We start from the raw sequence: 21,143 nt of genomic DNA on the forward strand, positions 1-21,143 counted from the left end.
ATTACCAGTTGTTGCGGAACCATCGATAGGCCCGGCGAAGGCTGCGCGCGGGGTATCGGTCGGCGGGCATCTCGAAGTCCCACCACTCGTCTTGCGGATGGGCCGCGAACAGCGCCAGACCGACGGCCGAGGCAAAGCAAGGGTCGGTCAACTGATGCGCCAGACCCTGGATCCGAAGCGGCCGGCCGATGCGAACCGAGGGGCCAAGCATCCGGGCTGCCAGCCCGTCGAGGCCGGGAATCTGGCTGCCTCCGCCCGTCAGTACGATCTGCTGGCTGGGCATGTGTTCGAACCCGGCCGCCTGCAGCACCTCGGCCACCCGCTCCAGGATTTCCTCGACCCGCGGGCGCATGATGCCGATCAGGTCAGCGCGGCTGACGCTGCGGCGGTCGGTTTCCCAGTCGCCGGTCTCGCCGCCAAGCTCGATCATCTCGCGGTCGTCGCGGCCGGTCGCCTCGATGCCGCCGTTGAGGGTCTTGATTCGCTCGGCCACCGCATGACTGACGCGCAGCCCCTTGGCGATGTCGGCGGTGATGTGATCGCCGCCCAGCCGCACGGCGTCGGCAAAGATCATGTGTTTGCGGATGAAGACCGAAACGCCGGTGCTGCCGCCTCCGAGGTCGATGCAGGCCGCGCCCAGTTCCTGCTCGTCCTCGACGAGGCTGGCGAGGCCGCTGACATAGGCCGACGAGGCAACGCCGGCCAGTTCCAGATCACAGCGCCGGATGCAGTGAACCAGGCTGCCCAGCGCATCGCCATCGGCGGTCAGCGCATGCAGATCGACCGCGAGGCGATTGCCCGCCAACTCGCGCGGGTCGTTCAGTCCGCTGCGGTGATCGACGGCAAAGTTGACCGGCTGGGCGTGCAACACCTCGCGGCCCTTGCCGAAGCTGGGCGTGTCGCAGGCCGACAGGACGCGGGCGATGTCGGTCTCGGCCACCTTGCCGGCAGGCAGCGGGATCTCTCCGGCGAGGCCATAGGATGCTGGCCGGCCGCCCGAGAGGCACGCGATGACGTGATCGACCCGCTCGCCGGCCAGCTTTTGCGCTGCCTGGACGGCGGTGCGAATCGCCCGCTCGGTCTCGGTCATGGTGTCGATCTCGCCAAAGCGCACCCCGCGCGAGCGGGTGGTGGCGGCGCCGATGACGCGGAAATTGGACTGGCCGGCCATCGGGCCGACGCCGCCATCGGCGCGAAACTGGCCGGGACCGTCGAACCGCAGCACCAGACAGGCGATCTTGCTGGTGCCGACGTCCAGCACCGCGATCAGCCCGCGTTGCAGCGCGGCGCGGCGCATCGCCCGCATGGTTCGCTGGACCTGATAAAGCTCGCTCATGCCTGCGTCTTTCCCCTCATCACGCCGCCGGCTTCGCGCCGGGCTTGCTGGTTTTCGCTGCCGCTTTCGGCGCGGTCTTGGTCTTGCTGCTGGCGGGTTTGGTCTTGGCGGTCTTGGCGCCACCCGTCTTCCCCTTGGACGCGACCGCTTCAGCCTTTGGCTCAATCGGCTGGCCGTCTGGTCCCAGCTCGGGCTGGGCGCGGGCGCGGCGGATCGCGTTCTGCGCATCGAGGCCGAGGCGCAGCACCGGCCGGCCGGTATCGCGCAGATCGACCACGCTGACGTCGCGGTCCAGCACTGCGGCATCGCGCTGCATGGCGATCGCGCGCTCGAACGCAACCAGCGGCGCGTCGGCCGGCAGCATGATCCGCTGGCCCCGGTCGAGGGTCACGTCCCATCGCCGCTCGCCCACCCGCTCGAGCCCGCGCACGCGGGGGAGAATTGGACCGGCGGCGTCGATCAGCGCCATTGCCTCGGGGGCGGCCTTGTCGGCGCCCTCGCCCGCGATCAGCGGCAGGTCGCCCCGCACGTCGCGGCCGGTGACCGAGGCGACTCGGTGTCCGGTATCGTCCAGCACCTCGAGGCCCCGGGCATGGCGCCAGAGCATCGCCGGCGCGCGCTCGGTCACAACGGCGGACAGGACGCCATCGGGCTGAATGCGCAACTCGACCGTCTTGACTGCATCGAGCTTCAGCACCTTGGCGCGCAGCGCCTCGAGGTCGATGTCGAAGCTGGAGGCCGGCAGCGGCCCCGGCAACATGGCCCGGAGCGCCCGGTCGACCGCCTCGGAGGCGCCGTCGATGCGCATCGCGCTGACCATGAATTCGTCCCGGTGCTGGATGCGGTCGACCAGCCCATCGATGCTACCGGTCAGCCCGGCACGGCGGTCAGGGTCCGACAGCCACAGCCCGCAGACCATCGCGATCATGAAGGCCGGCAGGCCGACGCGGACGATCTTGCGATAGATCGGCGTCAGCCACAGCCGGTTCAGGCGATAGGCCAGCCGCGAGGGTGCGGGATCGCGCCGCACCGCGCGCTTGAGCGGGTCGGGGCGTGCACCGGCCGGCCGGATCGGTGCCGGACGCGCGGCGCCCTCATCGCCAAAGAACGACGGCCTCAGTCCTTGCACAGCGCATCCTCCACGATCCAGCGGCAGAGCGCGGGAAAATCCATGCCCGCAGCCGCCGCCTGTTCGGGCGCCAGTGAGGTCGGGGTCATGCCGGGCTGGGTGTTGATTTCCAGCAGGATCAGGCCATCAGAGCCGCGCGCGTCGTCCCAGCGAAAATCGGTGCGGCTGAGGCCGCGGCAGCCCAGCGCCCGGTGCGCACGCAGGGCATAATCGGCGCAAAGCGCGGCGATGTCGGCGGGAATATCGGCCGGGCAGACATGGCGCGAGCCGCCGGGCGCGTATTTCGCGTCGTAGTCGTACCAGCCATTCGTCAGAATCTCGGTCACGCCCAGCGCACGATCACCGAGGACGGCAACCGTCAGTTCGCGGCCCGGCACGTAGGTCTCGACCATCAGCGGGGCGGTGGCACCGGCGACCGGGGCAAAGCCGTTGCTGCGCTCGCGCACGATATGCACCCCGACCGAGCTGCCTTCGGCATTCGGCTTGACCACATAAGGCGGCGGCAGGACGTGGCGGCTGGCGATCTCGTGAGCGGGGGCGATGACGCTCTCCACCACGGGCAGACCGGCGGCGCGGAAGGCGGCCTTGGCGCGGGTCTTGTCCATGGCAAGGGCCGAGGCCAGCACGCCCGAATGGGTGTAGGGCAGGCCCAGCCATTCCAGCAGGCCCTGCACGCAACCATCCTCGCCCCAACGCCCGTGGAGGGCGTTGAACACGACGTCGGGCTGGGCTTCAGCCAGCCGACCTTGCAGGCTCGCGCCCGCATCGGCCGCCAAAGCGACCTCGATGACTTCAAAGCCCGCCCGCCGCAGCGCATTCGCGCATTCACGTCCGGTCGACAGGGACACCTCGCGTTCGGCCGAGGGTCCGCCTGACAGGACGGCGACGGTCTGGGCTGCCCTGCTCGACATGCCCGCCACGTTCGTTTTGCCTCACGCCCCGGCTTTGGCGCCGGGGTCTGGTTGCCGATCCCCGCCCCGGTTTGTCCGAGGTCGTGTGTCGGTGTCGCCACGGTAGCTGAATCGTGAAGTTCGGGGAAGCGGGGAATACGGCGTCGGCAGATAAATGTGGATCGCGCCGCACATGGCAGGGATCGTGCCGGACGCGCCGGCCCGGAAAAAAGAAACCGCAGCCCGGCGAAGGGGCTGCGGTTTCAGGGATACCGTGGTTGCGGCTGTTGCCGCGCGCGGATCAGGCGGCGCGGGCCGCCATGACCGACTCTTCCAGCACGTTCAGTGCCTCATCGAAAACCGCATCCGGGATGGTCAGCGGGGCGAGGAAACGCACAACGTTGCCGTAGACGCCGCAGGTCAGCAGGATCAGGCCGCGCTTCAGCGCCTCCTCGCGGACCCGGTTGGTCATCTCGGGGTTCGGCTTGTCGGTGCCGGCGACGTTGAACTCGACCGCGTTCATGAAGCCCGGGCCGCGGATGTCCACGATCTCGGGGACGCTGTCGCGCAGGCCGGCAAGGCGCTGCTTCAGCCGCTGGCCGAGGCGGGTCGCGCGGTCGCAAAGCTCTTCTTCCTCGATCACGTCGAGGACCGCATGCGCCGCGGCAACGCCCAGCGGGTTGCCGGCATAGGTGCCGCCGAGGCCGCCCGGCATGGGGCTGTCCATGACCTCGGCCCGGCCGGTGACTGCGCTGATCGGCAGGCCGCCGCCAAGGCCCTTGGCCATGCAGGTGATGTCGGCGGCGACGCCGTGGTGTTCCATCGCGAACAGCTTGCCGGTGCGGGCAAAGCCGGTCTGAACCTCGTCGGCGATCAGCAGCATGCCGTGCTCGTCACAAAGCTCGCGCACCTTTTTCATGAAGCCGGCCGGCACCTCGTAAAAGCCGCCCTCGCCCTGCACGGGCTCGACGATGATCGCCGCGACGCGCTGCGGATCGACATCGGCCTTGAACAGCTTGTCGAGGGCGCGGACCGCGTCCTCCTGGGTGACGCCGTGCAGGTCGTTGGGGAAGGGGAGGTGCCAGACATCGGGCATCATTGCGCCGAAGCCGGCCTTGTAGGGCTGGACCTTGCCGGTCAGCGTCATGCCCATGAAGGTCCGTCCGTGAAACGCGCCGGTAAAGGCGACGACGCCGGGGCGGCCGGTGTAGTGGCGCGCGATCTTGATGGCATTCTCGACCGCTTCGGCGCCGGTGGTAGCGAAGATGGTCTTCTTCTCGAAATCGCCGGGGGTCAGCTCGTTCAGACGCTCGGCCAGGGCGACGTAATTTTCGTAGGGGACGACCTGGTGGCAGGTGTGGGTAAAGCGGTCCAACTGGTCCTTGACGGCCTGCATCACCTTGGGGTGGCGGTGGCCAGTGTTGACCACGGCGATACCAGCGGCAAAGTCGATGTAGCGGTTGCCGTCCTTGTCCCAGATCTCGGCATTCTCGGCGCGATCTGCGTAGATCTGCGTCGTCATTCCCACCCCGCGCGAGATCGCGGCGTTCTTGCGGTCGGTCATCGTGGACATCGCGGTTCCCCCTCGCGGTACAATTGTCGCACGCTTCTACCGCGCCCGCCCTGCCACTGCCAGAGATGGCGTGCTGCCGCCGCCGCGCTTGCGCTGGCGCCCGCCCTCGGTCAGGGTCGCGCACCGAAGGCGATATTGGTGCCATGTTTCCGATCCGCGATCACAATCCGTCCGACACCACGCCCTATGTCACCTACATGCTGGTGGCGCTGAACATCGCCGCCTTCGTGCTGACCGAGCCATACCTGGGCGGTTTCCTTCAGTGGTGGATCGAGGGCGCGCTGTATCCCGTCGCGGTGATGCACGGCGTTCATGTCTGGGGTCTGGTGACACACATGTTCCTGCATGCGGGACTGCTGCACCTCGGGGGGAACATGCTGTTCCTGTGGATCTTCGGCGACAACTTGGAGGACCAGATGGGGCATGTCTGGTTCCTGCTGTTCTATTTGACCTGTGGCTTGGTGGCGGCCGCGGCGCAGATCGCCGCCGATCCGTCCAGCAATGTGCCGATGGTCGGCGCCTCGGGCGCGATCGCGGGGGTAATGGGCGGCTATCTGCTGCTGTTTCCCAAGGCCCGCGTCGACGTGATCGCGATCATCATCATCCTCATCAAACGCTTCACCATTCCCGCCTGGGTCGTGCTGGTGCTGTGGTTCGGGCTGCAGCTGTTCAGCACCTATTCGACCATGGGCGCGGAATCGGGCGTGGCCTACCTTGCCCATACCGGCGGCTTCCTGGTCGGGTTGGTGCTGACCTTTCCCCTGCTGATTCGGCGCGGCGGGCGCGCGTTCTGGGACCGCACCCACGGCCGGCCCCCGAACCCGCCGACCGCCTTCGCGACCTCACGCATTCCCGTCGTGCGCCGCTGAACCACGCCGCGGACGCTGCGTTGCCCCGGGGTGGGATGAGGTGGCAGGGCACAGGGAATGGACGGCGAGAACATCATCGATCCGCGCGATGCGGCCGAGAGCGCGAACCTGACCTATGTCAGCGACACCGAGCCGGGGATCACGCGACGCCGCGCGGGCAAGGGCTGGTCCTACCGCGGCCCCAAGGGCCTAATCCGCGACAAAGCTGAACTCGCCCGCATCCGCAGCCTCGCCATCCCACCCGCCTATACCGATGTCTGGATCTGCACGGATCCGCGCGGCCACATCCAGGCCATCGGCCGCGACGCCAAGGGGCGCAAGCAGTATCGCTATCACCCCGCCTTTCGCGAAGTCCGCGAAAGCACCAAATACGAGCGCATGCTGGAATTTGCCAAGGCCCTGCCCGGCATCCGCGCCCGCGTCGACGCCGACATGGCGCGCCGGGGCATGCCGCGCGAAAAGGTCATCGGCGCAGTCGTGCACCTGCTGGAACATACGATGATCCGTGTCGGAAACACCGATTACGCCAAGCAGAACAAGAGCCACGGTTTGACGACCCTGAACGATCGCCATGTGAACATCGACGGAAGCGAGATCCGCTTTCGCTTCAAGGGCAAGAGCGGCAAGGAATGGAACCTCGGCCTCAGGGATCGACGCGTGGCGCGAATCGTCAAGCAGAGCCAGGACCTGCCCGGCCAGCACCTGTTCCAGTATATCGACGACGAGGGCGGGCGGCACGACGTCAGCTCGGGTGACGTCAACGCCTACCTGCGCGAAATCTCGGGCAGCGACATCACCGCAAAGGATTTCCGCACCTGGACCGGGACGGTCCTCGCGGCGCTGGCACTGGCGGAATACGAGCAAGTGGACAGCCAGGCTGCGGCCAAGCGCAATGTCCGCGACGCGATCGAAAAGGTCTCGGCGCGCCTCGGCAATACGCCCACGATCTGCCGCAAGTGCTATGTCCACCCGGCCGTGATCGAGAGCTATCTGGAGGAAGGCCTCGCCCCCGACCTGCGCGACGAGATCGAGGACCAGATCGCCGCCCCCGAGGGTCTGCGTCCGGAGGAGGCGCTCGTGCTGGCCTTCCTGCACCGCCGCCTCGAGGCCGACCACAAGAAGGCCTGAAGCGCGCCGTCAGTCGGCCGCGCGCAGCGTCTCGCTGAAGGTGGTGAAAAGCCCCGCGTTGCAGGCCAGGATCGCGCCCGATTCCACCGGGCTTTCGCCCTTGCGCAGCCCTTCGACAAAGCCGCCGGCCTCGCGCACCAGAACGACCCCGGCCGCCACGTCATAGGGCTGGATGCCGCGCTCCCAGTAGCCGTCGAATCGGCCGGCAGCGACATAGGCGAGGTCCAGCGCCGCCGATCCCCAGCGCCGCACGCCGGCGGTGATCGGCGCGATGCGGGCGGTGTCCTTGAGGAACGCGGGCAGATGGCGCGAGCCGCCGAATGGCACGCCGGTCGCAAACACTGCCTCGATCATGCGGCTGCGGCCCGAGACGCGCAGCCGCTGGTCGTTCATCCATGCGCCGGCGCCCTTCTCGGCCCAGAACATTTCGTCTTTGGCCGGGTCAAAGACTACGCCGGCGACAATCTCGCCCTTGTGCTCCAGCGCGATGCTGACGGCCCAGTGAGGCATGCCGTGCAGAAAGTTGGTCGTCCCGTCCAGCGGATCGACGATCCAGCGCCGCGTCGGATCCTCGCCGGCCTCGGTGCCGGTTTCCTCGCCCAGCCAGCCATAGGTCGGGCGGGCGCCGCGCAGTTCTTCCTTGATCAGCCGCTCGGCCTCGCGATCGGCGCGGCTGACAAAGTCGCCCGCGCCCTTGACGCTGACCTGCAGGTTCTCGACCTCGCGAAAGTCCTTGACCAGCCCGCGGCCGGCCTTGCGCGCGGCCTTGATCATCACGTTCATATTGGCGCTGGGCATGGCGGTTTCCTGTGCGGACAAGCGGTGTGTTTAGGCTGGAGGAAAAGGGAAGTGAAGACCAACAAGATGTTCACTTTTCGTACCGGCCCTTCCCTGCTATATGTTGAGCGACGCGAGTCGCTTACCACATCAGGAGGTAGCTATGGCGAAAATGCATCGCAGCGCATCTAGTGGGCGCTTTGTCAAGGCCAGCACGGCTGCTCGACATCCCAGCAGGACAGTCAGCGAAAGGCGCGGAGGGAGGGCTACCGGAAGGAGCCGAAGCGCCTCGACGGGAAGGTTTGTGACCAAGGCCTACGCCCGAAGGAATCCTAGTACGACCGTAACGGAGAGCTAATCAGAACTCTGTAGCTGCAAGGAGTCGGTCCGGGCGAGGCGCAGGAAATGGGCCATATAGGGCAAGGCCAACGCCTCAGTGCGCAGTGCCGCGTACATCCGGCGTCGCAGGCCAGTACGGGTCATCGGCAGAAAGGCAAGCTCCGGGTTCGCGGCCTCGCGCCGCACCACCCAGTCGGGCATTACCGTCACCCCGCGCCCGGCGGCGACCAGCATCAGGGCAACCGCCGTCTGCTCGACTTCACGCAGCGCCGCGGGCTCTACCTTGGCCGGGGTCAGCAGGTGCGAGAAAATGTCCAGGCGCGCCCGGTCCATGGGATAGTGGATCAGCGTCAGGTCGGCGAAATCAGCCGCCTCGGCATAGCCCTTGGCCACCAGGGGATGACCGGCGGGCACAACAAGCGTCGGCGCGTAATCGAACAGGGGCTGGTAGGTGATCCCCTCCAGCGGCTCGGGGTCCGAGGTGATGACAAGATCCGCCGTCTCGCGCACCAGCGCCGGCAGCGCCTGGAAGGCCAGCCCCGCGCGGATGTCGATGTCCACGTCCGGCCAGTTGCGGCGAAAGCGGTCCATGACGGGCAGCAACCAGTCAAAGCAGGCGTGACATTCCATCGCGACATGCAACCGTCCGGCACGACCCTTTTCGACATCGCGAAACTCGGCCTCGGCATTGGCGATCAGCGGCAGCACCGCCTCGGCCGTGCGCAAAAGCCGCAATCCGGCCGCCGTTAGCCGCAGGGGCCTGGCCCGCCGCACCACCAGCGGCACGCCTGCTTGCGCTTCCATCGCCTTCAGCTGATGGCTCAGCGCCGACTGGGTCAGGTTCAACACCTCTGCCGCCCGGCCAAGGCCGCCATGCTCGTGAATCGCGGCAATGGTGCGCAGGTGGCGCAGATCGAGGTGCATGAGCGTTACTCATGAAAGGGTTGAGTACGTCGCGTTTGTCTCATGCTCGTCTTTGCGGCACAACGACCCGTCCAAGGAGTCCGCCATGTCCCCGCGCCCGCGCCTCAGCTTCGAGTTCTTTCCGCCCAAATCCCTCGACGGGGCCTTTCGCCTGTCCGAGGCGGCGCGGATGCTGGCGCCTTACAAGCCGGGATTCGTGTCGGTGACCTACGGCGCCGGCGGCACGACCCGGCAGTTGACGCATGAGGCGGTGACCGCCATCGGAACGCATTACGGCCTGAACGTCGCCGCCCACCTGACCTGCGTCGAGGCAACGCGGGACGAGACACTGGCCATCGTCGACAGCTACGCCAAAGAGGGCGTGCGCGAGATCGTCGCCCTGCGCGGCGACATGCCCGGCGGCGGCCCCTTTGTGGCCCATCCCGACGGCTTTTCCGGCAGCGTCGATCTGATCGAGGCGATCGCCGCGCGCGGCGACATGACGATCCGCGTCGGCGCCTACCCGGAGCCGCATCCCGACAGCCAGGGCACTGCCGCCGACATCGCCTGGCTCAAGCGCAAGATCGAGGCGGGCGCGACCTCGGCCATCACGCAGTTCTTCTTTGATGCCGACACCTTCTTTCGTTTTCGCGATGCTTGCGCCGCAGCAGGGGTCGATGCGCCCATCGTGCCGGGCATCCTGCCGATCCAGTCCTGGGATGGGGCCAAGCGCTTTGCCGCGCGCTGCGGTACCTCCGTTCCGGAGGGCCTCGATGAGGCCTTCACTGCCGCCAAGGCCGAGGGCCGCGAGCAGGACCTGGCCGCCGACATCTGCGCCGACCTTTGCCGCCGTCTGGGCGACGGCGGTGTGCAGGACCTGCATTTCTATACGCTGAACCGGCCAGAGATGACCCGCGCCGTACTGGACCGGCTCGGCATCCCGCCGGAGGGCGATGCCCTCGCGGCGGTGGCCTGATACCTCAGGTTCGCACCCGGGCCATGGGCGCCCCGGCGCGAACGCGGTTCAGCTCAGTGACATCGCGGTAAGGTGCTGCATGTCGCCAAAGCCGTTGAAGCGGGTGTTGGTTACCACGGAATAGGCGCCGGCGCCGTGCCAGACGAGGTAATCGCCTTCGGCCATGTCCTCGGGCAACGCGATCTCGCCAGGCAGCCGGTCAACCGAATCGCAGGTCGGGCCGAACACTGGGCGCGGCACCGCGGGCTCGCCGCGCGGGGTGCCGTCGGGCGCAAGGATCTGCAGCCGGTCGAGGTTGCCGATCAACGGCAGCTCGGTCAGGCCGCCGTAGACGCCGTCGTTCAGGAACACCGAACCGCCGTCGCGGATCGCCTTGATCCGGGTCACAAGCGAAAAAGCATCGGCGCAGAGGCCGCGGCCCGGCTCGCACACCAGCGCGGGGGCGTCCGTGCCGAACGCCTCGGCCGTCGTCTCGCCGATGCGGGCGAAGATCGCGTCGAGGTCCGGCTCGATCCCGTGGACCCGCCACGAGGGAAAGCCGCCGCCGACGTTCAGCCGTTTGGGCCGCACGCCTGCCATCTGGGCAATCTCGGCGGCCGTGCGGATATAGGTCTCCCAGGCCGACGGATCGACGCATTGCGTGCCCGGATGGAAGGTCAGCGAGGCAACATGGCCGCGGTCCGCGACAGCGCGCAGCAACTCGGCCGCAAGCTCGGGCGAGGCGCCGAACTTGGCGCCGAAATCATAGGCTGCACCCGCGACTGGCAGCTTGAAGCGGGGCGAAATCTCGACCCCGTCCGTCGGCACCTTCGCGAACAGTTTGTCGAGTTCGGTCCGGCTGTCGACCGACCACGAAGTGATCCCGGCGGCGACAGCAAGTTCGATCTCCGCCTGGCTGCGGACCGGATTGTGGTAGTGGCGCGCGGCTCCGGGGGCGAGGCGGCCGATCAGGTCGATCTCGAAGGGCGAGGCGACGTCAAAGCCGGAGATGCCGGCAGCAACCAGGTTCTGGATCACCGCCTCGCCCGGATTCGACTTGACGGCATAGGTCACAAGGCCCGGAAAGCCCTCAAGGAATCGGCGCGCGGCGTCTTGCAGAACGGTCGGCGCGAAAACCATGACCGGATCTTCGGGCCGCAGGCTGCGGATGATATCAGCCGGATTCCTCCAGACGGTCTTCCTGTCGTCCATGCGTCATGCCCTTTCGTACGGCGCCTGCGGTCTTTGAACCGGAAAGATGCGCGCTATGGGTTACCGTTTCATCAATGAAAAGGGTGGAATAGCGCGACAAGACGGTTAAACTGCCGAAACGCGCGTCAGTTCGACAGGTGAGCTTTGGATGACCTAGACCGGCGCATTCTCGCGCAACTTGGGCAGGATGCCCGTATTTCCGTTGCGGTGCTGGCGCGGCGGCTGAAGGTTGCGCGCTCGACTGTGCAGGCGCGGCTGGAAAAGCTGGAAACAGGCGGGCTGATTGCCGGCTACACCGTTCGCCTGGGAGAGGCAGCGCGCGAGGGCCGGATCCGCGCGACCATCCTGCTGACGGTCGAGCCGCGCGCGCAGGTCGCGATCCTCCCCAAGCTGAAAGCCTTCCCCGAGGTCGAGCGCATCCACACCACCAGTGGCCGGGTGGACCTGTTGTTGCAACTCGCGGCCGCTTCCACCAGCCAACTGGATGATGTGCTGGACCAGATCGGCGGTCTGCAGGGCGTGCGCAGCAGCGAGAGCCTGATTCACCTGTCAACCAAGCTGGACCGCGCCGTCTGACGAACGCGCCTCAGCGGGTGTCGAGGCTGAACTGGTCGACGAAGCGCTGCGCCTGCGCCAGATCGCCGGTGACGCTGATTGCGCCGACGGCGGCCATTTCGGCCAGCGGGCGCGGGCCGTAGACGGCAATCGCCATGGCGCCGGGCGCGCCCGTCAGTAGCAGCGGCCTTTGCGGCGGGTCGGCGCGCACGACTTCGTAACGCCCGTCCCGGATGCTGGCGACGAATCCTTCCTCGCCAAGCTGGAATCCCGCCTCCATCGGCAGCGCATCCGCGGCCTGGCGCCGCAACTGCGCGCGCATCGAGAGCATCAGCGAGGCCGGGCTGATCGGCAGGCGCGGATCATGCCCCGGCATCGAGGCGCCCCAGCGGCAGAGCGCATCCATCACCGGTGTCAGGCCGTGGCCGGCGGGCGTCAGCGCATAGACCGCAACGCCCGACGGGGGCGGCAGCACCTGGCGACTGATCACGCCGCCCGCCTCCAGCCCTTCCAGCCGGGCGGTCAGCATGTTGGTGGCGATGCCAGCGATATTGGCCGCAAGCGACCGGAACCGGCGCGGCCCCAGCATCAACTCGCGGACGATCAGCAGCGCCCAGCGATCGCCGATCAGGTCCAGCGCATGGGCAGCCAGACACCCTTGCTGATAACTGCGCCTCGGCTTTGCCATGATCCATTCTCCGCCTGTACTTGCATATTACAATTTCTTAGTTGCATTTTGCAAGTGAAGCTCGCAGGCTTGCCCAACAAGTGAAGGGGAGGATTGAAAGTGACTTATTACACTGGCTCCGTCTGCGCGGTTCCCAAGGCGAATCGGCAGGCCTACCTCGACCACGCCACGGCCGCCTGGCCCTATTTCCAGAAGGCCGGCGCAACGCGCATGGTCGAAACCTGGGGCGAGGATATTCCGCCCGGCAAACAAACCGACTTTGCCCGCGCCGTCGCCGCCAAGGATGACGAGACTGTCGTGTTCTCGTGGATTGAATGGCCCGACCGCGCCACCGCCGACAAGGCGTGGTCGCAGGTGGACCCGACGGGCATGCCCGAGATGCCGTTCGACGGCAAACGCATGATCTTTGGCGGGTTTTCCCCGCTCACCAGCGAGGGCACCGACCGCGGCGCGGGTTGGCTGCAGGGCTTTATCGTCCCCGTCCCGACCGCGAAGCGCGATGCCTATGCCAAGGTGGCCGAGGACGCCTGGGGCAACATGTTCCAGCCCAAAGGCTGCCTCGGCGTCGTTGAGACATGGGCGCAGGATGTGCCGCACGGGAAACAGACCGACTTTTACCGCGCCATTGAGGCCAGGGACGACGAGACGGTCGTCTTTTCCTGGATGACCTGGCCCGACCGTCCCACCTGCGAGGCCGCCGGCAAGGCGATGGAGAAAGAGATGGCGGACAAGCCGATGCCCGACATGCCCTTCGACGGGGCCCGCATGGTCTACGGCGGCTTTGCCCCGCTGTTCGATTCCGCCAAAAACTGAGGTCCATCATGACGAGCTTTCAAGGCAACCCCTGCTGGTACGAACTGGGCACCACCGACCTGGATGGCGCGCAGCGGTTTTATGCCGGCGCCCTCGACTGGCAGATCGCCCGCGCCCCGATGGAGGGGTTCGACTACCGCCTCGCCAGCGCCGGCGGCGACATGGTCGCGGGCATGATGTCCACCGAAGGCCAGGCGGGCGCCCCGCCGACAAACTGGCTGATCTACTTCGCGACCGACGATTGTGACGCCACCGCGGCGGCCATCACCGCGGCCGGCGGCTCGATCCTGAAGCCGCCAGCCGATATACCCGGCACCGGCCGCTTTGCCGTCGCCACCGACCCGCAGGGCGCAGTGTTCGGCATCCTGCAGCCGGACATGTCCAGAATGTCCCCGGAGGACCGCGCCAAGGCCGAGGCCGGCGGCGGCGCCTTTGACCAGTCCAAGGCCGGCCACGGCAACTGGAACGAGTTGATGTCGACCGACCCGGCAGCGGCATTCGACTTCTATTCCGGGCTCTTCGGCTGGACCAAGAGCCAGGCGATGGACATGGGCGCCATGGGCACTTACCAGCTGATCGCCCACAAGGGGCGGGACATCGGCGCAATGATGGGCCTCGGCTCGGCCCCGATGCCGACCTGGCTGCCCTATTTCGGCGCCAACGGCATCGACGCCGCGATCAGCCGCATCACCGATGGCGGCGGCAAGCTGCATCGCGGCCCCATAGAGGTTCCCGGCGGCGCCTACATCGCCGTCGCGACTGACCCCCAGGGCGGCTGGTTCGCCGTCGTCGGCCCGCGCGACGTGACGAAATGATGGTTCGCGCCGCATCCCTTGGACTGGCGGCACTTCTTGCCGCCGGTCCGGCCCTCGCGCAGGGCGCAGCGCCCGCAGTTGCAGCCGCAGCGACTTCAGAGGCTCCGGCCGCGAACGCATCGGCACCTGCCGCAACTGTACCGCCAGCGTCGCCCGCCCCGGCGGCGGCTCCCGCCGCGGCCCCGACCCCTGCCGACCTGCCGCATGGCGTTGCCGACTATCATGCCGCCGCTGCCGGTCATTACGTCATGGACCCCGCTCATACGGCGGTCGTCGCGCGGGTCCCGCACATGGGCTTTTCGGTCAGCCTGTTCCGATTTGACCGGCCCGAGGCGACGCTCGACTGGGTGCCGGACGATCCGGCGCAAAGCCGCCTGACCGCCAGTGTCGAGCTTGCCTCGATCAGCCATCCCCTCGCGGGCTTTGCAGAGGTGCTGACCGGGCCGGACTACCTGAACGCCCCTGCCCATCCGAAGGCGACCTTTACGACGACTGGCTTTGTTGCCGACAGCCCTACTCAGGGCTCGATGACCGGCGATCTGCAGATCATGGGCAAGACCCACCCTGCCACCTTCCAACTGACGCTGGTCGGCGCCGGGCGCGGGTTTACCGGCGACGATAACGGTAACCCGGTCATCACCGACCTGATCGGCGCCCATGCGGAAACCCAGATCGACCCGCAGGCCTATGGACTGAACGCGTTCTTCACCGATCCCATCACCATCCAGATCGACGCCGAGTTCGCCGTGCGTCCGGGGAAATGAGCCATGCTGACCATCACAACCTATGACTGGGTGCCCGAATTCGCGCGCGGCTATGTGCGCGATCTGCGCCCCCGCTGGGCCTGCGAGGAGGCCGGGCTGCCCTACCGCGTGGAGACCGTGCCGATCGATCCCCGGACCGAGGCACACCGCGACATGCAGCCTTTTCAGCAGGTGCCGGTCCTGCACGAGGGCGATCAGGTGATCTTCGAGAGCGGCGCCATCCTTTTGCACCTGGCCGAGAAATCCCCTGCCCTCATGCCGGACGATCCGGCGTTGCGCGGCGAGGTGACCCAATGGCTGTTCGCCGCCGCGAACTCGATCGAGACCGCGACGCTGCCCTGGCAAACGGCCAAGGTCTTTGACCACGACGAGGCGGCGGCCGAGCGTGCTGCCAAGCGGATGAACCAGCGGCTGGCGCAACTCGACACGCAGCTGTCCGGCCGCGACTGGCTGGTCGGGGGCGGCTTTACGGTGGCAGACCTGCTGATGGCCGATGTCCTGCGTATCGTCGGCGACATGGGCGGGCTGGCGGGTTATCCCGCGCTCACCGCCTATGTGGCGCGCGCGACCGGCCGCCCGGCCTTTGCCAAGGCGCATGCCGACCAGATCGCGCATTTTGCCGCCGCCGACGCGGCGCGCAAGGTAGACGCATGATGGCGGACGCCGCCTTCTAGGGGCCTTGGCCGGACCGTCCGGCTTGTCTATGTCGGGTGCGGACAAAGGAAAGCCGCCCCGATGACGATGGACAAGAACTTCGACGCCGCCACCGCCGAGGCGCGCATTGCCCGTGACTGGGACGCCGCAGGCGCATTCAAGGCGGGCGCCCATGCCCGCCCCGGCGCCGAGGCGTTCAGCGTCGTCATCCCGCCCCCCAACGTCACCGGCAGCCTGCACGTCGGTCATGCCCTGAACAACACGCTGCAGGACATTCTGGTCCGCTGGCACCGGATGCGCGGCTTTGACACCCTGTGGCAGCCCGGTCAGGACCATGCCGGCATCGCCACCCAGATGGTGGTCGAGCGCCGCATGGCCGAACGGCAGGAACCGAACCGGCGCGAGATCGGACGCGAGGCGTTCGTCGAGAAGATCTGGGCCTGGAAGCAGGAATCCGGCGACACGATCATCGGCCAGCTGAAGCGCCTCGGGGCAAGCTGCGACTGGTCGCGCAACGCCTTCACCATGTCGGGCGCCCCCGGCGCGCCGGCCGGCGAAGAGGGCAATTTCCACGACGCCGTGATCCGCGTCTTTGTCGATTTCTACAACAAGGGCATCATCTACCGCGGCAAGCGGCTGGTGAATTGGGACCCGCATTTCGAAACCGCGATCAGCGATCTGGAGGTCGAGAGCCGCGAGGTTCCCGGCCATATGTGGCACTTCAAATACCCGCTCGCCGGTGGGGCCACTTATGAATATGTCGAGCGCGATGCCGACGGAGTCGAGGCCCTGCGCGAGACACGCGACTATATCTCCATCGCCACGACGCGTCCCGAAACGATGCTCGGCGACGGCGCGGTCGCGGTCCATCCGTCGGACGAACGCTACGCCCCGATCGTGGGGATCCTGTGCGAAATTCCGGTCGGCCCCAAGGAGCATCGCCGCCTGATCCCGATCATCACCGACGAATATCCCGACCCCGATTTCGGCTCAGGCGCGGTCAAGATCACGGGCGCGCATGATTTCAACGACTACGGCGTCGCAACGCGCAACGGCATCCCCCTCTATGCGCTCATGGACACCAAGGCGCAGATGCGGGCCGACGGCCTGCCCTACGCGGAAAGCGCCGCCATCGCGACGCGCGCCGCCCGCGGCGAGGATGTGGGGGACGTGTCCGCCGTGAACCTCGTCCCCGAACATCTGCGCGGCCTCGACCGGATGGCGGCGCGCAAGCAGGTGATCGCCGAGATCACCGGCGAAGGCCTCGCCGTCACCGATGCCGAGGGCAATCCCGTGGTCGACGCCAAGCCGATCATGCAGCCGCATGGCGACCGCTCGGGCGTGGTGATCGAGCCGATGCTGACCGACCAGTGGTTCGTCGACACCAAAAAGATCGTCCAGCCCGCCATCGACGCGGTCCGAGACGGCCGAACCAAGATCCTGCCCGAGCAGCACGAGAAGGTTTATTTCCACTGGCTGGAGAACATCGAGCCGTGGACGATTTCCCGCCAGCTGTGGTGGGGGCACCAGATCCCGGTCTGGTACGACGAAGACGGCGAACAGTATTGCGCCGCGACCGAGGCCGAGGCGCAGGCGATGGCGCCCGGCCGCAAGCTGACGCGTGATCCCGACGTTCTCGACACCTGGTTCTCGTCCGGCCTCTGGCCCATCGGCACGATGGGCTGGCCGGGCGATACCGAGGAACTGCGGAAGTATTTCCCGACCTCCACCCTCGTCACGGGCTTTGACATCATCTTCTTCTGGGTCGCCCGAATGATGATGATGCAGTTGGAGCTGACCGGAAAAGTGCCCTTTGAAACCGTCTACGTCCACGGCCTCGTGCGGGACGAGAAGGGTGCGAAGATGTCCAAGTCCAAGGGCAATGTCATCGACCCGCTGACACTGATCGACGATTTCGGCGCCGATGCGTTGCGCTTTACGCTCGCGGGGATGGCGGCCATGGGACGCGATCCCAAGCTGGGGCCGAAGCATGTCGAGGGAAACCGCAACTTCGTCACCAAGATCTGGAACGCCACCCGCTTTGCCGAGATGAACGGCGTTCGCGGCGGTGTCGCGCGGCCGGCGCCGGCCCATACCGTCAACCGCTGGATCATGGGCGAGTTGGCGCGGGCTCAGGCGCAGGTCGACGAGGCGCTGACGGCCTTCCGGTTCAACGACGCCGCGGCCGCCCTTTACGCCTTCGCCTGGGGCAAGCTCTGCGACTGGTATGTCGAGGCGGCCAAACCCCTGTTCGACGGCGAGGCGGCCGAGGAAACCCGCGCCACCATGGGCTGGGTGCTGGACCAGACCTTTGCCCTGCTGCACCCCTTCATGCCCTTCGTCACCGAGGAACTGTGGCGCCTGACTGGCGAGCGCGATGCGATGCTGGCCGTCAGCGACTGGCCCGCGCTTGAGGCGGCGCAGATCGACCCGGATGCCGACCGCGAGATGAACTGGGTTATCACCCTGATAGACGCGGTCCGCAGCGCCCGCGCCCAAATGGGCGTGCCGGCCGGTGCTAAGCTGGATCTGGTCGTGACCGAGGCCGATGCGGCAGCGCGCGCGGCGCTGGCGTCCAATGCCCCGCTGATCGAGCGCCTCGCCCGGGTAAACCCGGCGCAGGACGGGCAAATGGCCCGCGGCATGATCGCCGTCGCCGCGCCCGGCGCCAGCTTTGGCCTGCCGATCGGCGACGTCATCGACCCCGCGGCCGAGGCGTCGCGGTTGGAAAAGGCGGCCGCGAAGCTGGACAAGGACGCAAGCGGCCTGCGCGCGCGCCTCGGCAATCCGAAGTTCGCCCAGAACGCAGACCCCGAGGTGATCGAGGAGACCGAGGCCAAGCTTGCGGCCTTGGACGAGGATCTGGCCCGCGCCCGCGCCGCCATCGCGCAGCTGGCCGCGATGTAGCGGCCCTCAGCCGCGCCCGATCCGCTGCGCGGGATAGGCGTCGCGGATATGCTGCGAAAAGAACGCGCCGGCTGATCCGGCGGCCAGCAGGGCGTGATAAACCTTTTCTGGGACGTCCCGATAGGCGTAGCGGTCGCCATCCGGAAACCATAATACCAGCCGGCCGTCGGCCCATTCCGCCTGCAGGATGGCGCTGGAATCAAGGACAGGCATCAGAGCGTCCGCCCGGGCGCGGGTTGACTCCGCCGTGCGGGCGCGCTCAAGAACGCGGCAAAGCGAGGGACTGGAAGCAGCATGGCCGACACGATCAAAAAGACCGAAGGCGGCCTGTGGGAGACCGTCAAGACGGTGTTCTGGGCCTTGGTGATCGCCGGCATTTTCCGCACGCTGTTCTTTCAGCCCTTCTGGATTCCCTCGGGCAGCATGAAGGACACCTTGCTGATCGGCGATTTCCTGTTCGTCAACAAGATGGCCTACGGCTATTCCCGCCACTCGTGCCCGTTCTCAATGTGCCCGATCACCGGGCGCATCCTCGGCTCGCAGCCCGAGCGGGGCGATGTCGTGGTATTCCGCCACCCGGTCCAGAATGTCGATTTCATCAAGCGGGTGATCGGCTTGCCCGGCGATACCGTCCAGGTTCGCGGTGGTATCGTCTACCTGAACGGCGAGGAAGTTCCCCAGACCCAGGCTGGCGAGTTCGTCGAGGCCAAGCTGCCGCAGGGTCCGCAGCAACTGATGCCGCGTTGCGCGAACGACCCGGTGCCGACCGGGGGCGAGTGCATCAAGACCCGTGCCACCGAAACGCTGCCGGGTGGCCGCCAGCACGATGTGCTGAACATCCTTGATGGCTGGATGGCCGACGACACGCCCGTCTTCACCGTGCCGCCGGGCAATTACTTCATGATGGGCGACAACCGCGACAATTCCGAGGATTCGCGCTTTGACCCGGCCACCGGCGGTCTCGGCTTTGTGCCCGAGGAATACCTGATCGGCCGCGCCGACCGGATCATGTTCAGCTCAGCCGGGCGCTCGCTTCTGTTCATCTGGACCTGGCGCCCCGACCGATTCTTCAAGGCGGTGCATTGAAACCTGGCGCGGATATCGCGGAATTTGCCCAACGGCTCGGTCATGAATTTGCCCGGCCCGAGTTTCTGGTCCGGGCGCTGACCCACGGCTCCATCGCGACGACGACCCGCCCCGACAACCAGCGGCTGGAATTTCTGGGCGACCGCATTCTGGGCCTGACCGTGGCCGAGGCACTGTTCCTCGCGGACAGCAACGCCTCCGAAGGGCAGCTCGCGCCGCGCTACAATGCGTTGGTCAAGGGCGAGACCTGCGCCAGGATCGCGCGCGAGATCGGTCTTGGCGAGGTGCTGAAGCTGGGCCGGTCCGAGATGATGTCCGGTGGCCGGCGCAAGGACGCGCTGCTGGCCGATGCGCTGGAGGCGGTGATCGCCGCCGTTTATCTGGACGCCGGCTGGGAGGCTGCGCGAGCCTTGGTCCTGCGCCTCTGGTCCGGCCATCTGGCGCGCGTTGCCGACGACGCCCGCGATGCCAAGACCCAGTTGCAGGAATGGGCGCAGGCGCAGGGCATGCCGCCGCCGGATTACGTGCAACTGTCCCGCACCGGCCCCGACCACGCGCCCCATTTCCACATCGCCGCGCGCCTGACGGACGGCCGCGAGGCGGCCGCTGAGGGCACCGGCACCAAACGCAGCGTCGAGCAGGCCGCCGCTCGCGCATTGCTGGACAGCCTGGCCGCAGAGAGGACCAGCACATGACCGACAACATCGATCAGCCCGACGACCCGCAATCCCCGCGTGAGGATGCGGCGCCCACCGGCGCCACCCGCGCCGGGTTCATAGCCCTGCTGGGCGAGCCCAACGCCGGCAAGTCCACCCTGCTGAACCGCATGGTCGGGGCCAAGGTCTCGATCGTGACGCACAAGGTGCAGACCACGCGCGCCCGCATCCGCGGCATCGCGATGGAGGGTAACAGCCAACTGGTGTTCGTCGATACCCCCGGCCTGTTCCGCCCGCGCCGACGGCTCGACCGGGCCATGGTCGCCGCCGCCTGGGGAGGCGCTGCCGATGCCGACGTGATCGTCCTGCTGGTCGAGGCGCAGCGCGGCCTGACCGACGGCGTCGCGGAAATTCTCGATTCGCTGATGAACAAGGCGCGCGGCACCCCGGTGGCGCTGGCGATCAACAAGATCGACCGGGTCAAGGCGGAGGCGCTGCTGGCCCTGTCCCAGCGCCTGAACGAGGCCTTTCCGTTCACCCGCACCTTCATGATCTCGGCCGAGCGCGGTCACGGTTGCGACGATCTGAAGGCCTGGCTCGCCGAGCAGGTACCCGAGGGGCCGTGGCTTTACCCGGAGGACCAGATTGCCGATCTGCCGATGCGCCAGATCGCGGCCGAGATCACCCGCGAAAAGCTGACACTGCGCCTGCACGAGGAAATCCCCTACCAGCTGACGGTCGAGACCGAAGCGTGGGAAGAGCGCGAGGACGGCAGCGCCCGCGTGGACCAGATCATCTACGTCGTCCGCGACGGGCACAAAGGTATCGTGCTGGGCCATGGCGGCGAGACGATCAAGGCGGTCGGCAAGCAGGCGCGGGCAGAACTGACCGAGTTCATGGGCCGCCCGGTTCACCTGTTCCTGCAGGTCAAGGTGCGCGAGAACTGGCTGAACGAGGCTGAGCGTTACGGTGAGATGGGCCTCGATTACCGTGACGGCGACTAGGTTTCCGGGTGGGACGGGCTGATTGTTCCGTGAAAACGGCGAGGTCAACTCGTCCCCGCGGGTTGTTTGCTGCGCCGGCTTCGAGCTTCT

The 21,143-nt window shown here is 67.3% G+C and carries 21 protein-coding genes; 12 read left to right on the forward strand and 9 right to left on the reverse strand.

Going from position 1 to position 21,143, the window contains the following annotated elements:
• Window position 1: 1 nt before the first annotated feature.
• The 4 genes from ftsA to DRW48_RS02635 form a co-directional block, all read right to left on the reverse strand.
• Window positions 2-1,336 carry a cell division protein FtsA gene (gene ftsA, locus DRW48_RS02620; RefSeq protein WP_114075047.1) on the reverse strand — a complete coding sequence of 445 codons (1,335 nt, stop codon included), beginning with the start codon at window positions 1,334-1,336 and terminating at the stop codon, window positions 2-4.
• Window positions 1,337-1,355: 19 nt separating this feature from the next.
• Window positions 1,356-2,465, reverse strand: a complete 1,110-nt coding sequence (locus DRW48_RS02625) for a cell division protein FtsQ/DivIB (protein ID WP_114075048.1) — start codon at window positions 2,463-2,465, stop codon at window positions 1,356-1,358.
• On the reverse strand, window positions 2,453-3,385 hold the full coding sequence (locus tag DRW48_RS02630; RefSeq protein ID WP_422385744.1) for a D-alanine--D-alanine ligase: 933 nt from the start codon (window positions 3,383-3,385) through the stop codon (window positions 2,453-2,455). Before DRW48_RS02630 ends, DRW48_RS02625 begins: the two co-directional genes overlap by 13 nt.
• A gap of 271 nt (window positions 3,386-3,656) precedes the next feature.
• Window positions 3,657-4,928 (reverse strand): 4-aminobutyrate--2-oxoglutarate transaminase, encoded by a 1,272-nt coding sequence (locus DRW48_RS02635; protein WP_114075050.1) that lies wholly within the window; start codon window positions 4,926-4,928, stop codon window positions 3,657-3,659.
• Window positions 4,929-5,071: 143 nt separating this feature from the next.
• Between DRW48_RS02635 and DRW48_RS02640 the strand changes: the two genes are divergently transcribed.
• Window positions 5,072-5,797: a rhomboid family intramembrane serine protease gene (locus tag DRW48_RS02640; protein ID WP_114075051.1), complete on the forward strand. Its 726-nt coding sequence runs from the start codon at window positions 5,072-5,074 to the stop codon at window positions 5,795-5,797.
• A 57-nt stretch (window positions 5,798-5,854) separates the two neighbouring features.
• Window positions 5,855-6,925 carry a DNA topoisomerase IB gene (locus DRW48_RS02645; RefSeq protein ID WP_114075052.1) on the forward strand — a complete coding sequence of 357 codons (1,071 nt, stop codon included), beginning with the start codon at window positions 5,855-5,857 and terminating at the stop codon, window positions 6,923-6,925.
• A 9-nt stretch (window positions 6,926-6,934) separates the two neighbouring features.
• Here DRW48_RS02645 and DRW48_RS02650 read toward each other — a convergent pair whose 3' ends face one another.
• Window positions 6,935-7,723, reverse strand: a complete 789-nt coding sequence (locus DRW48_RS02650) for an inositol monophosphatase family protein (protein WP_114077317.1) — start codon at window positions 7,721-7,723, stop codon at window positions 6,935-6,937.
• A 333-nt stretch (window positions 7,724-8,056) separates the two neighbouring features.
• On the reverse strand, window positions 8,057-8,965 hold the full coding sequence (locus tag DRW48_RS02660) for a LysR family transcriptional regulator (RefSeq protein ID WP_114075054.1): 909 nt from the start codon (window positions 8,963-8,965) through the stop codon (window positions 8,057-8,059).
• 85 nt (window positions 8,966-9,050) lie between these two features.
• Between DRW48_RS02660 and metF the strand changes: the two genes are divergently transcribed.
• Window positions 9,051-9,920 carry a methylenetetrahydrofolate reductase [NAD(P)H] gene (gene metF / locus DRW48_RS02665; protein ID WP_114075055.1) on the forward strand — a complete coding sequence of 290 codons (870 nt, stop codon included), beginning with the start codon at window positions 9,051-9,053 and terminating at the stop codon, window positions 9,918-9,920.
• 48 nt (window positions 9,921-9,968) lie between these two features.
• Here the strand turns inward: metF and DRW48_RS02670 are convergent, their stop codons facing one another.
• The gene (locus DRW48_RS02670) at window positions 9,969-11,111 is read right to left on the reverse strand and encodes a type III PLP-dependent enzyme (protein WP_114075056.1); all 1,143 of its coding nucleotides are present in this window, start codon (window positions 11,109-11,111) and stop codon (window positions 9,969-9,971) included.
• Between the two features lie 144 nt (window positions 11,112-11,255).
• Between DRW48_RS02670 and DRW48_RS02675 the strand changes: the two genes are divergently transcribed.
• Entirely contained in the window at window positions 11,256-11,687 is a 432-nt protein-coding gene (locus tag DRW48_RS02675) for an Lrp/AsnC family transcriptional regulator (protein WP_114075057.1), read from the forward strand.
• 10 nt (window positions 11,688-11,697) lie between these two features.
• Here the strand turns inward: DRW48_RS02675 and DRW48_RS02680 are convergent, their stop codons facing one another.
• On the reverse strand, window positions 11,698-12,354 hold the full coding sequence (locus DRW48_RS02680; RefSeq protein ID WP_114075058.1) for a winged helix-turn-helix transcriptional regulator: 657 nt from the start codon (window positions 12,352-12,354) through the stop codon (window positions 11,698-11,700).
• A 99-nt stretch (window positions 12,355-12,453) separates the two neighbouring features.
• Between DRW48_RS02680 and DRW48_RS02685 the strand changes: the two genes are divergently transcribed.
• From DRW48_RS02685 to DRW48_RS02705, 5 genes are all read left to right on the forward strand, one after another.
• Window positions 12,454-13,167, forward strand: a complete 714-nt coding sequence (locus tag DRW48_RS02685; RefSeq protein ID WP_114075059.1) for a DUF1428 domain-containing protein — start codon at window positions 12,454-12,456, stop codon at window positions 13,165-13,167.
• A gap of 8 nt (window positions 13,168-13,175) precedes the next feature.
• On the forward strand, window positions 13,176-13,982 hold the full coding sequence (locus DRW48_RS02690; RefSeq protein ID WP_114075060.1) for a VOC family protein: 807 nt from the start codon (window positions 13,176-13,178) through the stop codon (window positions 13,980-13,982).
• The gene (locus DRW48_RS02695) at window positions 13,979-14,746 is read left to right on the forward strand and encodes a YceI family protein (protein WP_241963350.1); all 768 of its coding nucleotides are present in this window, start codon (window positions 13,979-13,981) and stop codon (window positions 14,744-14,746) included. The genes DRW48_RS02690 and DRW48_RS02695 overlap by 4 nt, the downstream gene beginning before the upstream one ends.
• Before the next feature lie 3 nt (window positions 14,747-14,749).
• Window positions 14,750-15,400 (forward strand): glutathione S-transferase family protein, encoded by a 651-nt coding sequence (locus tag DRW48_RS02700; RefSeq protein WP_114075061.1) that lies wholly within the window; start codon window positions 14,750-14,752, stop codon window positions 15,398-15,400.
• A gap of 81 nt (window positions 15,401-15,481) precedes the next feature.
• Entirely contained in the window at window positions 15,482-18,307 is a 2,826-nt protein-coding gene (locus DRW48_RS02705; protein ID WP_114075062.1) for a valine--tRNA ligase, read from the forward strand.
• A 6-nt stretch (window positions 18,308-18,313) separates the two neighbouring features.
• On the opposite strand, the gene DRW48_RS02710 is transcribed toward DRW48_RS02705, so the two are convergent.
• Window positions 18,314-18,520: a KTSC domain-containing protein gene (locus DRW48_RS02710; RefSeq protein WP_114075063.1), complete on the reverse strand. Its 207-nt coding sequence runs from the start codon at window positions 18,518-18,520 to the stop codon at window positions 18,314-18,316.
• Window positions 18,521-18,601: 81 nt separating this feature from the next.
• Here DRW48_RS02710 and lepB point away from each other — a divergent pair, with 81 nt between their 5' ends.
• The 3 genes from lepB to era are packed head-to-tail and all read left to right on the forward strand — an operon-like array spanning window position 18,602 to window position 21,053.
• On the forward strand, window positions 18,602-19,393 hold the full coding sequence (gene lepB / locus DRW48_RS02715) for a signal peptidase I (protein WP_114075064.1): 792 nt from the start codon (window positions 18,602-18,604) through the stop codon (window positions 19,391-19,393).
• Window positions 19,390-20,088 carry a ribonuclease III gene (gene rnc / locus DRW48_RS02720; RefSeq protein WP_114075065.1) on the forward strand — a complete coding sequence of 233 codons (699 nt, stop codon included), beginning with the start codon at window positions 19,390-19,392 and terminating at the stop codon, window positions 20,086-20,088. The genes lepB and rnc overlap by 4 nt, the downstream gene beginning before the upstream one ends.
• Window positions 20,085-21,053, forward strand: coding sequence for a GTPase Era (gene era / locus DRW48_RS02725; protein ID WP_114075066.1), 969 nt, complete (start codon window positions 20,085-20,087; stop codon window positions 21,051-21,053). The genes rnc and era overlap by 4 nt, the downstream gene beginning before the upstream one ends.
• The last annotated feature ends 90 nt before the right edge of the window (window positions 21,054-21,143 follow it).

Source organism: Paracoccus suum, assembly GCF_003324675.1.
GTDB classification, from domain to species: Bacteria; Pseudomonadota; Alphaproteobacteria; order Rhodobacterales; family Rhodobacteraceae; genus Paracoccus; species Paracoccus suum.

Coding starts and splice junctions, on each gene's coding strand:
- DRW48_RS02635 (WP_114075050.1), bottom strand. CDS start 4,928: ATGTCCACGATGACCGACCGCAAGAACGCCGCGATCTCGCGCGGGGTG.
- DRW48_RS02640 (WP_114075051.1), top strand. CDS start 5,072: ATGTTTCCGATCCGCGATCACAATCCGTCCGACACCACGCCCTATGTC.
- DRW48_RS02660 (WP_114075054.1), bottom strand. CDS start 8,965: ATGCACCTCGATCTGCGCCACCTGCGCACCATTGCCGCGATTCACGAG.
- DRW48_RS02680 (WP_114075058.1), bottom strand. CDS start 12,354: ATGGCAAAGCCGAGGCGCAGTTATCAGCAAGGGTGTCTGGCTGCCCAT.
- era (WP_114075066.1), top strand. CDS start 20,085: ATGACCGACAACATCGATCAGCCCGACGACCCGCAATCCCCGCGTGAG.
- DRW48_RS02645 (WP_114075052.1), top strand. CDS start 5,855: ATGGACGGCGAGAACATCATCGATCCGCGCGATGCGGCCGAGAGCGCG.
- DRW48_RS02705 (WP_114075062.1), top strand. CDS start 15,482: ATGACGATGGACAAGAACTTCGACGCCGCCACCGCCGAGGCGCGCATT.
- DRW48_RS02650 (WP_114077317.1), bottom strand. CDS start 7,723: ATGCCCAGCGCCAATATGAACGTGATGATCAAGGCCGCGCGCAAGGCC.
- DRW48_RS02700 (WP_114075061.1), top strand. CDS start 14,750: ATGCTGACCATCACAACCTATGACTGGGTGCCCGAATTCGCGCGCGGC.
- DRW48_RS02670 (WP_114075056.1), bottom strand. CDS start 11,111: ATGGACGACAGGAAGACCGTCTGGAGGAATCCGGCTGATATCATCCGC.
- DRW48_RS02690 (WP_114075060.1), top strand. CDS start 13,176: ATGACGAGCTTTCAAGGCAACCCCTGCTGGTACGAACTGGGCACCACC.
- lepB (WP_114075064.1), top strand. CDS start 18,602: ATGGCCGACACGATCAAAAAGACCGAAGGCGGCCTGTGGGAGACCGTC.
- DRW48_RS02695 (WP_241963350.1), top strand. CDS start 13,979: ATGATGGTTCGCGCCGCATCCCTTGGACTGGCGGCACTTCTTGCCGCC.
- ftsA (WP_114075047.1), bottom strand. CDS start 1,336: ATGAGCGAGCTTTATCAGGTCCAGCGAACCATGCGGGCGATGCGCCGC.
- metF (WP_114075055.1), top strand. CDS start 9,051: ATGTCCCCGCGCCCGCGCCTCAGCTTCGAGTTCTTTCCGCCCAAATCC.
- DRW48_RS02710 (WP_114075063.1), bottom strand. CDS start 18,520: ATGCCTGTCCTTGATTCCAGCGCCATCCTGCAGGCGGAATGGGCCGAC.